The 11,278-nt window shown below is 47.7% G+C and carries 5 protein-coding genes and 1 pseudogene; 5 read left to right on the forward strand and 1 reads right to left on the reverse strand.

All coding sequences use genetic code 11. The annotated features are described in order from the left end of the window. Positions 1–156 precede the first annotated feature (156 nt). The gene (locus QUA53_RS11345) at positions 157–1,560 is read right to left on the reverse strand and encodes a hypothetical protein (protein ID WP_333097074.1); all 1,404 of its coding nucleotides are present in this window, start codon (positions 1,558–1,560) and stop codon (positions 157–159) included. A 309-nt stretch (positions 1,561–1,869) separates the two neighbouring features. Between QUA53_RS11345 and QUA53_RS11350 the strand changes: the two genes are divergently transcribed. The 5 genes and pseudogenes from QUA53_RS11350 to xylB all read left to right on the forward strand — a co-directional run bounded on the left by QUA53_RS11350 (position 1,870) and on the right by xylB (position 10,926). Next, complete coding sequence (locus tag QUA53_RS11350; RefSeq protein ID WP_333080559.1) at positions 1,870–2,253, forward strand: hypothetical protein; 384 nt, start codon at positions 1,870–1,872, stop codon at positions 2,251–2,253. A 101-nt stretch (positions 2,254–2,354) separates the two neighbouring features. Beyond that, positions 2,355–3,404: a CAF17-like 4Fe-4S cluster assembly/insertion protein YgfZ gene (gene ygfZ / locus QUA53_RS11355; protein WP_333097178.1), complete on the forward strand. Its 1,050-nt coding sequence runs from the start codon at positions 2,355–2,357 to the stop codon at positions 3,402–3,404. A gap of 262 nt (positions 3,405–3,666) precedes the next feature. After that, positions 3,667–4,071: pseudogene (locus tag QUA53_RS29190) on the forward strand (mannitol dehydrogenase family protein); the annotation flags it as partial. A gap of 259 nt (positions 4,072–4,330) precedes the next feature. Then, on the forward strand, positions 4,331–9,463 hold the full coding sequence (locus tag QUA53_RS11360) for a PAS domain S-box protein (RefSeq protein WP_333097176.1): 5,133 nt from the start codon (positions 4,331–4,333) through the stop codon (positions 9,461–9,463). 20 nt (positions 9,464–9,483) lie between these two features. After that, positions 9,484–10,926 (forward strand): xylulokinase, encoded by a 1,443-nt coding sequence (gene xylB, locus QUA53_RS11365; protein WP_333097073.1) that lies wholly within the window; start codon positions 9,484–9,486, stop codon positions 10,924–10,926. Positions 10,927–11,278 lie beyond the last annotated feature (352 nt).

Below are 11,278 nucleotides of genomic sequence, written 5' to 3' on the forward strand. Positions count from 1 at the left end.
TCACGATTAAGTGACAAACAAGCAAGAAAAAATTAGCGAAACCCTACGGGTTTGACTAACTCCTTTTGCGCTTACTCGCTCTTAAATTGGCTAAGCAGAGTTTGTAATTTCACCTTGCCTTCAGCAAATTTCCGCCACTTCATCTTGAGAATATTCTCAATAATCCACGCTTGGGACTTCCCTCATCACCCTCTCAACACTCACCCCGTATATCTCGCTCACTAACGCTATCGCTTCCGTCGTACTTCCCACTCGCTTCAACACAGCGATAGCACCCTCTAAGGGCATCATTCTAGTGTGCATAGCATCGATTGCAGCGAGTCTTGTGTTAGTCGCCTCACGCTTCAAGTAGGTGCTGCTATTCATCGCTGCACTATGTCCGAGATTGGCAGCCCTATCCTCCAAACTAATACCAGCTTGCTTGCCATTTTGATTGCACAAGTGCCTGAGCGCGTGAGTCTGAGTAATGGGTGCGTTCCACCGCTTAAGGACTGTTCGCGCACTGTGGTTGTACTTGTCAACAATTACTTTTGGGTTATTAGATCTAATGACTAACCCAGGTAGCTCTCCATCCCTGATAGCCAATTCATTTATCAAGTTGGGGTGACTGGGAGGCAACATGGGGGCTGTTAAACGATAGCCTGTTTTGGTAGTAGTACCTAGCTGTGTTAGTTCACTCACTACAGCTATCATTCGATGATTATTTAAATCACGTAACGCGGGAATAGTTACACCATCCTTCGTGACAAAAGGTTTATTTATGTTCTGAATAGCAAACACCTCGTGTACTCGCAATCCATAGATTAACTGCATCGAGAAAACCCATAGCCATTGCCTGCGTCGATGTGCATACCGTTCATTGCTGTCATTCTTACAGTTTTGCATCCAAAGCAAAAAAGTTTCTAATTCAGCATTCTGAAGCTGTCTAAATTCGGTTTGTACGTGTATGATTTTCTCTAGTTCTTCATAGGTTGATGTATGGTTAATAGTTAGAGCTAATTTTTTGAAAGCGTACAGGCAGTCACCGAATACCTTAGTACCGCCCATCTTGGTATACAGAGCGGCTAGTACATCCTTGGTACTAAAAAGCTTGTCAGCGGGCAACAGCGCATAAAAGCGCCCGTAAACCGACGTGTATGTTGCCTGCTGACTCACTGAAGTACGATCGCGCTTGTTGCGCTTCTTGTCCGTACCGCCCCAATAAAGTGCTTCTACTTTGGCTATTGCCTCACCAAAGGTGAGTAAATCATTACGAATGACGTTTACTTTGAGAATCTCGCGATCGTACCACGCCAGAAACTCAGATTCAGTGTGCAAGCGTTTGAGAGCGTCTGCTACTTGTAGGGCTTTTGCAGCAGCGCTGGTGATACCCTGCATGGTGCAAGACTCCCCCACCGTCCTCTCAATACGCTTGGAACCGACCGTAATCTGAAACGACAGGTAAGTATTTGTACCCTTGCGGGTTTGCTTGATGCTTACACCTTTAGGTGCTGCCTTCTGGCACTCCCTCAGATAAGCGCGGATGCGCTCGTGTCCTATATCGTGATTTTCTTCCCTCAAAGTTCCCCCTCTTGCTGGTGAGTATGGTAATTTGAGAGAGGTTGAGAGACCGGAGTGACTTACCTATAAATGTTAGGGCTAACTCTTTGGTAGTAGGTTCAAATCCTACATTACCCATTCGATAACTCAATATCAACAGTTCCAGCCGTTTTTAGCCGTCAAGCCGAGAACGGCTTTAACTTTTGCTGCTGACGGCTGACTTTTGAATTTGGTGACGACTAAATTTAACATTCTGTGGCGGATATCTCAAAAGTTGGCACCCCATGCTAGAAAATTAATTTATTGATTTTCTTTTTTAGAACCCTGTATATGAAGCCTAAAATAACCAGCCCGATCGCCTGGCAGCAAGCTGAACTGCTGATGCAGCCAGCGATGATTCGAGTGCTCGACAACATCCGCAAACAATTAGAGGAGTCTGTGTGGACGGGCACTTATCAAGAAGTGCAGATTCCAATTCCGGGCTATCAACTAATTTTAGAGCTTCAAGGCGAGCAAAGATGCGTCGATATTTGGGAACTTTGCTATCGAGTCTGCTTTGTCAACTACCAGCCCGCCCACACTCAATTGCAAAGCCAGGAAGTTGTAATTGACACTAGCTTGATTGACGATGACACTGGCGATGTAGATTGGAATCGTCTTGATGCCAAAGCCAGTCAATTAATACAAGAAATATTCGCCAATTTGGGCAAATAGTCAGTTGTCAGTTGACAGGAAAGCAGTAGTTAACAGTCAACAGTCATCAGTCAACAGTCAACAGTCAACAGTCAACAGTCAACAGTCAACAAAATTTTATGCTGATTCAAGAATTGCACGACATTCAAGCAGCGGCTGGTGCTACTTTTGCAGAGTTAACCACCAAAGAAATTGTGCCAGTGAGTTTTGGTAACGACACAGAAGCGATCGCAGCAACTAAACAAGGTGTGGCTTTGTACGATCGCACTCACTGGGGACGCATTCAAATCTCAGACAGCGATCGACTGCGGTTCTTGCACAATCAAAGTACCAATAACTTCAATATACTCAAACCCGGTCAAGGTTGCGACACCGTTTTCGTCACCTCCACCGCCCGGACGATCGACCTCGCCACCGCTTACGCTACAGAAGATGCTGTACTGCTGCTAGTATCAGCCAACCGCCGCCACCAACTGCTAGAATTGCTCGATCGCTATATTTTCCCAATGGATCGCGTTGAGTTAACAGATTTAACTGATACAACAGTTGCTTTCAGTTTCATCGGGCCGGAAAGCACTCAACTACTAAAAAAAATCGGAGTTACCGAACTAGAAAATCAACCTTACGCTACTCACAAATTGATAAGTTTTGCAGGTATGGAAGTCCGAGTTGCGGTTGGTAGCGGTTTAGCAACTCCCGGATACACGTTAATTGCGCCAGCCAGCGATGCAGCCAAGTTGTGGCATGAATTAGTCCAAGCTGGGGCCGTACCGATGGGTGATCGAGTTTGGGAACAACTGCGAATCGAACAAGGACGCCCCGCACCCGATTTTGAACTCACAGACGATTACAACCCCTTAGAAGCCCGTCTTTTACATACTATTACCTATGACAAAGGCTGCTATATCGGTCAAGAAACAATTGCCAGGTTGAATACCTACAAAGGAGTCAAACAGCAGCTTTGGGGCGTGCAGTTGAGCGGTGCGGTTGAACCCGGAACAGCAGTCACAATCGGAGAGGAAAAAGTCGGCAAACTCACCAGTTTTACGAAAACTGAATCCGGCTTTTTTGGTCTTGCTTACATCCGCACAAAAGCGGGAGGCGAAAGACTGAAAGTGCAAGTCGGATCGGTGTCAGGGGAAGTAGTAAATGTACCTTTCTTGAGTTCCTAGTTGCGATCGATCGCCTCTTGACACCGCAGCGCCCAAAAGTTTTTTTGAGGTTGATTTAGGTGAATTTTAACGCAATAAATTGACAGGAATTCTTATCTTTATATAGATTCCCAAACAAACAACAGCCATAATTCTTCATTACACTCCTCACAGAAAAAATAGAGTTTTTAAGCGGAAAAGTTTACATCCCGCTTAATTACAATTTGCCTGGTAGTAGGAATAATCTTTGCTGTAGGAATAGTGCAGATTTTTAGACGATTATAAAAAAAAATTAATTGAACGGTTTTTCCGTCCGAAAATTCGCGATCGGCTTCCGCGCTTTAGACTGAATGGATCGGGTAAAATTCGTAAGTTTGTTTTGGGTTCGCTCCGCGATAAATTACAACTTGAATGTGCGATCGATTACTTAAGTTAGACGATTGCTGCTTGGGGTCGATACATCAATAGTCACGATCGACAATGGCAACCTATTCCCCTTGATGACCCATTAGCAGACATCCTCACTCAACGCGCCAGTTTGAGTGAATTAGAGCCCAGACTATTACTCAAGCTACCGGAAATTTTTGGAGATTTAGTACACTCACTACGCTTCGTCGAGACTGTTGCTGACCAGTTGCGTAGTTTTCATGAGTTCGGTGCTAAAGCAACGCTAGCCCGATTGTCCTAGGCACCATCCGCCTCCGTGAGGAAACTTATTTGACACTGCCACGGCTGCACTACGTTAAACCCGTGGGATTCTCCCGTCTAGCCCAGCTCTATGTCTACGAGTGCAAAGGGAAATTCAGCAGCCCGTACAGCGCAATATTTATTGAGGTCATTCTTTCGGATCTTCTCTCTTGCCAAAGCATCTATCTTAAGGCAGATTCTCCAGAGGAAGTAACTCAGGTTGAATAGAGAAGACCGTGTATGTATACGGATGGATATTCATGAAGCGCGACGCCAGAGGCAAGTTTGTTAGCAATTGGAAATCGGAGACGAAACAACGAGTGAGCGTATCTCTGACTAATACAGCATGGCGATCGCTAGATAAAGAGGCTCGCAGGCGAGGAATTTCTCGCTCTGAAGTCATTGAAAACTTTGCCCGCACTCTTGAATGCGAACAGTTGTTCCCCGCCCAAGAAACTGAGCGCAAGGTGGCAACGATTCTGGAAAGCATTACGGATGCTTTTGTCGCCTTCGATCGCGATTGGCGCTACACCTATGTGAATCGGGCGGCGGCTAAAATCCTGCACAAAACGCCACAAGAGCTACTGGGAAAGCACGTTTGGAATGATGTTTTTCCTGAGCTAGTCGGTGCAATTCCCTATCGAGAACTACATCGGGCAGTGGCGGAACAAGTCCCTGTTTCCTGGGAAGAATTCGGGGAATCTGTCGAGTATTGGATAGAGGCAAATGCCTACCCATCTGCCGAAGGTGTCGCAGTTTATTTTCGGGATGTGACAAAGCGCAAACGCTTGGAATCCGAAATGCGGCAGCGAGAACAACAGTTCAAGATGGTGGCTGAAAATGCCCCAGACATTATTAGCCGAATTGATACAGAGTTTCGCCATATTTATGTTAGCCCTTCTGTAGAACTGGTAACAGGTATTCCATCAGGGCAATTTGTTGGCAAGACCAATGTTGAGCTAGGAATGCCAGAAGACCTCAATCGTTTTTGGCATGATAGTTTACGGCAAGTCTTTGCAACAGGGCAGGAACAGACGATTGAATTTAAGTTTCCGACTCTAAATAGTATTCGATGGTATCAGGCACGTATTGTCCCCGAATTTGGCAGTGATGATTCTGTTGTATCAGTATTGAGTATTGCTCGTGATGTGACGGATTACAAACAGGTTGAACAGGCATTACGAGAGAGCGAAGGACGCCTGCAATTGGCACTGACGGCAGCTCAGATATTTGTCTGGGATATGGATTTGCAGACCAATCAGGTGGTGTGTTCTGGTAATGCTCTAGAGGTTTGGGGTCTTCACGAAGGCACAGGAGAAGACTTTTTTGCTCTCGTTCATCCAGACGATCGACAACGGGTGATTCAAGCGGCCCAACGGGCAAGTGCTGGAGAACAGTCCTATATGCAGGAGTATCGGGTAATTTGTCCGGACGGCGTTGTGCGCTGGATCAATAGTCAGGGACAAGTTTATCTGGATGAAACCGGACGGGGAGTTCGCATGATTGGCGTTTCGGTTGATATCACAGAGCGCAAACAAATGGAAGCGGAGCGCGATCGCCTTTTAAAACGAGAACAAACTGCCCGACTGGAAGCAGAAAGCGAACGCAAGCGGTTATATGACATCCTGATGCAGTTCCCCGCCATGATTGCCATTGTTAAAGGTTCCGATCTCGTGTATGAATTTGCCAATCCCAGCTATCTGCAAGTGGCTGGGCGCACTTCAGACATTATCGGGAAATCAATGCGGGACGTTTTCCCCGAGCTAGAGGGACAAATTTACTTTGAAGCGCTCGATCGCGTTTACCGGACGGGAGAACCGTTCATTGGAAATGAGTCGCCTGCTTACTGGGATCGAAACAGTGATGGTGTGTTGCAAGAGGGATTCTTCAACTACATCTTTGCGCCTTGGCGGGATGCTGAGGGAACCATTCAGGGTGTGTTGATTTATAACATTGACGTGACAGCCGAAGTTCAGGCTCGGCGACAGATTGAGTCACTGCTGGCAGAGCTACAGGAAAAAGAACGGCAACAGAAGTTTTTGATTGAACTGAATGACGCGATTCGTGTCATTCAAGACTCGAAGGAAATTATGTGGCGGGTGGTTAGCTCCGCAGGAGAGCACCTCAATGTCACTCGCTGTACCTACGGCGAAATTGATTCTACTCAGGAATATGTGATCGTCGATCGCGACTATTGCAATGGTGTCATCAGCGTGGTGGGTAGACATCACATGGATTCGTTTGGCCCTGAACTTATTGCTCAATTAAAGCAGGGCAAAACTATTGTCGTAGATGATGTCGCTCGCGATCCTAGGACTGCCGGATCGGGGGCTGCTACCTTTGACGCAATCCAAACTCAATCTCTCCTATGTGTTCCATTGGTGAAAGAAGGGAGATTTGTTGCATTGTTGGTGTTGCACCATGTCTCTGTTCGCCACTGGACTGAGGAAGATGTGGTGCTGATGGAGCGCATTGCCGAAAAAACCTGGCTAGCCGTGGAGCGATCGCGGGCAGAAGCGGAATTGCGAGAAAGTGAAGCTCACCTGCAACTCGCTCTGAAGGTTGGACGCATGGGAACCTGGGAGTGGGACATACAGACCAACGCCTTGCTTTGGTCAGAAGGTCACTTCACGATACTAGGGCTAAAACCGAATGAGTGCGAACCGGGCTATAAGGTTTGGGCAAGTCGAGTTCATCCCGATGACCTAGCACAAGCTGAGGCGAAATTTCAGCAAGCCATAGCTGAAAAGGAAGAGTATCACCACGAATATCGCCTGTGTTGGTCAGATGGCTCGGTTCACTGGGTGGAAGCGAGAGGAAAGTTTACTTATGATGTTCAGGGAAATCCCAAGCACTCGATCGGCGTCGTCATCGATATCACACAACGCAAGCAAGCAGAAGAGGCGTTGCGTCAAGCCCTACAAAAGCTCAACTTCCATGTTGAAAACTCTCCAATGGCAGTGGTTGAATGGGATCGAGACTTTCGAGTCATTCGGTGGTCTGCTGGTGCAGAGCGCATTTTGGGCTGGAAAGCCGAAGAAGTGCTGGGCACATCTTTAACAGAGATACCTTTTGTCTTTGAGGAAGACCTGGAAGCAGTTGCTCAAGTCTGCCAACGGCTGGTCTATGGCGAAGAACCCCATATTTTTTCATACAACCGCAATTACACCGCAGATCGCAACATTGTGCATTGCGAGTGGTATAACTCCAGTCTCAGGGACGAATCGGGACGGATGATTTCGGTATTGTCGCTGGTGCTGGATGTGACGGAGCGCAAGCAAGCAGAACAAGAACGAGAACAACTGTTAGAACGCGAGCGCCTTGCACGCTCCGAAGCAGAAGCCGCACAGTGCCAACTGGAAACCGTCTTTGAAACATCACCCATTGGACTTGCTCTGTTAGATGAAAAGCAGCGATTTATTGCCATCAACGAAGCATTAGCAGAAATTAATGGATTAACCCGCGAGCATCACTTAGGCTGTTCAATTCGAGAACTTTTTGGTCAGTTCGATCCCAAATTAGTCGAAGTCTTCGATCGGATTTACACAACAGGGAATCCTTTCATCTCACCGAACTTTGCGGTGAATGTTCCCGCACGCAGCGATCGCCGTCCCGGTTACTACAATGTTTACTATCTTCCAACCGTTAACTCAAACGGTCAGGTCGAAGGCCTTCTCGTTTATGTGGTAGATGTGACGGAACGGGTGCAGTTAGAATGTGCCCAAGGCTTTCTCTCTGAGGCAAGTGCGGTGCTTGCATCCTCACTCGATTATCAAACAACTTTGGAGCGAGTCGCGCAGCTTACAGTGCCGGAATTAGCGGACTGGTGTACGGTTCACATGATAGAAGAGGATGGTTCGATCGAGCAGATTGCGGTTGCTCACATCGACCCTGCCAAGCTTTCATGGGCATATCAGATTAGAGACAAGTATCCTCTGAACCCGGATGACCCTCGCGGTGCGGCATTTACACTGCGAACTGGGCAACCGGATTTTGTGCCGGAGATTCCGGATGAACTGTTAGTACAGGCAGCGCGTGACTCAGAGCATTTAGAAATTCTGCGGCAGGTTGGATTCCAATCGGTAATGACGGTGCCATTACGAACTCAGGCACGAATTCTAGGGGTCATTTCCTTTATCTCAGCCGAATCTGGACGACGGTATACCTCAGCAGATTTGCAACTGGCAGAGGAATTGGCTCGTCGTGCTTCTTTGGCGATCGACAATGCTCAGTTGTACCGGGGAGCTCAACGCGATCGCACAAAAGCAGAAGCCGCTAACCGGATTAAAGACGAATTCTTAGCGGTATTGTCCCACGAGTTGCGATCGCCTCTCAATCCAATTCTGGGCTGGACAAAATTGCTGCGAACTGGGCGACTAGATACCACAAAAACCCAGCAAGCCCTGGAAACGATCGAACGCAATGCCAAGCTGCAAGCTCAACTAATTGAGGACTTATTGGATGTCTCGCGCATTCTGCAAGGAAAAATGACGTTTAACGTCGCTCCTGTGAATCTAGGGGCAATGATTGAGGCTGCACGGGAAACGGTACGACTAGCAGCCGAAGCCAAGCACATTCAAATCCAGACCACATTTAATCCTATTTCAGGAACGGTTTTAGGCGATACCAATCGCCTCCAACAAGTAGTCTGGAACCTCCTCTCCAATGCTGTGAAGTTCACCCCAACCGGAGGACGAGTCGAGGTGCAACTAGAACAGGTTGGTATGTATGCTCAGATTCAAGTCAAAGATACTGGAAAAGGCATCAGACGAGACTTCTTACCCCATGTGTTTGACTACTTCCGTCAAGAAGATGGTACAACAACCCGACAATTCGGCGGATTGGGATTGGGACTAGCGATCGTCCGCCATTTTACCGAACTGCATGGAGGAACCGTTCAAGCAGACAGCTTAGGACAGAACTTAGGGGCTACATTTACCATCCGGCTACCGTTAAACATCGTAGAGCCGGAACCCTCTTCTGATGACAGGCACGCAGAAAGTGCGGCAGACGACTTAGCAGGTGTTCGGGTCTTGGTTGTGGACGACGATGCCGATATGCGGGAGTTGGCAGCATTCACCCTGATGCAATCTGGCGCACAAGTTACGACAGCCGCTTCGGGGGTACAGGCGTTGACCCTCCTGAATCAATCTGTCCCCGATCTGCTCTTATGTGACATTGGAATGCCACAGATGGATGGTTATGCCCTGATTCGACAAATTAGAAAGTGGTCGCCCCAACAGGGAGGCACGGTTCCTGCGATCGCACTTACTGCCTATGCTGGAGAAATCAATCAGCAGCAAGCCCTAGCTGCCGGATTTCAGGTGCATATCTCGAAGCCTTTTGAACATGAGGAATTGGTAAAAGCGATCGCCCGTTTGCTGAGACACTGAATGATTTGAGGATTAGCCTAATGCTGCTTGGCATAGATTTAGGAACAGGCTCTGCTAAGGCATTGCTCCTAGCGACAGACGGAACCACTATAGGTGAAGCATCAAGCTCTTATGCTGTTCATTCACCCCACCCTGGATGGGCTGAGTCGGAAGCAGAAGATTGGTGGTTAGCTGTTGCCTCGGCTGTTAGGAAGGCAGTGGGAGATCGCGCTGATGGGGTACAGGCGATCGCACTTTCAGGACAAATGCACGGTGTTGTCCTAGCTTCGGAGTCTGGTCAGCCCCTGCGTCCTGCTATCCTCTGGGCAGATACTCGCTCTAGTGCCACGCTTAACACTTATCATTCGCTCGATGCCGCTATTCTAGAGCGATTGGGCAACCCGATTACGGCTGGAATGGCGGGGCCAACTTTGTTGTGGCTACGAGAACACGAGGCTACTGTCTACACCGAAGCGCGTTGGGCACTCCAGCCAAAAGATTGGCTGCGGTTACGGCTGACTGGAGAAGTTGCAACCGAACCATCTGATGCTAGTGGTACTTTGCTTTACGATGTTGTGTCGGACAACTGGGCTGGGGAAGCAATCGGGGCGATGAATCTACGTGGTGATTGCTTACCAAAAATTATTCCCTCAAGTGCGATCTCCGGCTACCTAACAACTATTGCTTCAGAGCATCTTGGCTTACCTGTTGGCTTACCTGTTATCGCTGGTGCTGCGGATACCGCAGCGGCGGCACTTGGTAACGGACTACTAGAGCCTGGATTAGTTCAACTAACCATCGGCACAGGCGCTCAAATTATTACAGCTCGATCGCAACCAATTATCGATCGTCATGGTCGTACACATCTCTATCGAGCCGCCGTACCGAAACAGTGGTACAGCCTTGCAGCCATGCAAAATGCGGGGTTAGCGCTTGAGTGGGTGCGAGGTATCCTCGGCTTGAGCTGGCAGCAAGTTTATACTAAAGCGTTTTCTGTTCCCCCAGGATGTGAAGGATTGACATTTTTGCCATACCTCACGGGTGAGCGAACTCCACACCTTGACCCTTATGTACGCGGCGCATGGGTGGGGCTGGGACTTCATCACACACAGGGGCACCTGATGCGGGCAGCTTTAGAGGGAGTTGCTTTTGCCTTGCGACAAGGTTTTGAGGCACTTGAGGCAACAGGTTTTAAGGCCACAGAAGTGCGTTTAGCAGGCGGGGGAACGGCAGAAATGCCTTGGAAACAATTACTGACTGATGTATTAAGAATACCCCTCTATGCAACTACAGTTGCTGCTGCTTCCGCGCGTGGTGCTGCTCTACTGGCGGGTATCGGAATTGGTGTATACGCAGATGCTAATGACACCATCAAAATGGTAGCCGCACCAACGCTTGCTGCAAGTCCGCAATCAGTTGATCCAACCCTAGAAGAGGCTTGGATGCGATATCAATCCCTTTACCCACGACTTAAAAATATCTGATCGGCATTTTATCAAAGTAATAATTGAGTCTTTATCAAAATTTAATTCTCACCATGTATAAAGAGTTGCAAAAATTTTTAACCCTATGTCAAAAAAACGAATTTTCTTAAAAACTCTCATTAAGTCTAGCAATTAAACACTTTAAAGGTTAATCAAAAAAACTATAACTAATTAAAATGATATATAAGGCAGATTAGCTGGTATTAACCTTTTGACTCGGAGGTTTAAATTTGCTGCTGAAAGTATAGTCATTTCAAATAAAAAAGAGACACTAGTGAGCGCAGTAGGCACAGATGAGTTCATCTAAAGATGTGCCAGGAGGAGAATACATTTTGGCTCGCTTTAAGGCACT

The sequence above is a fragment of the Microcoleus sp. Pol12B3 genome (assembly GCF_036701355.1).
Classification (GTDB): Bacteria; Cyanobacteriota; Cyanobacteriia; order Cyanobacteriales; family Microcoleaceae; genus Microcoleus.

Coding starts and splice junctions, on each gene's coding strand:
- QUA53_RS11350 (WP_333080559.1), top strand. CDS start 1,870: ATGAAGCCTAAAATAACCAGCCCGATCGCCTGGCAGCAAGCTGAACTG.
- QUA53_RS11360 (WP_333097176.1), top strand. CDS start 4,331: ATGAAGCGCGACGCCAGAGGCAAGTTTGTTAGCAATTGGAAATCGGAG.
- xylB (WP_333097073.1), top strand. CDS start 9,484: ATGCTGCTTGGCATAGATTTAGGAACAGGCTCTGCTAAGGCATTGCTC.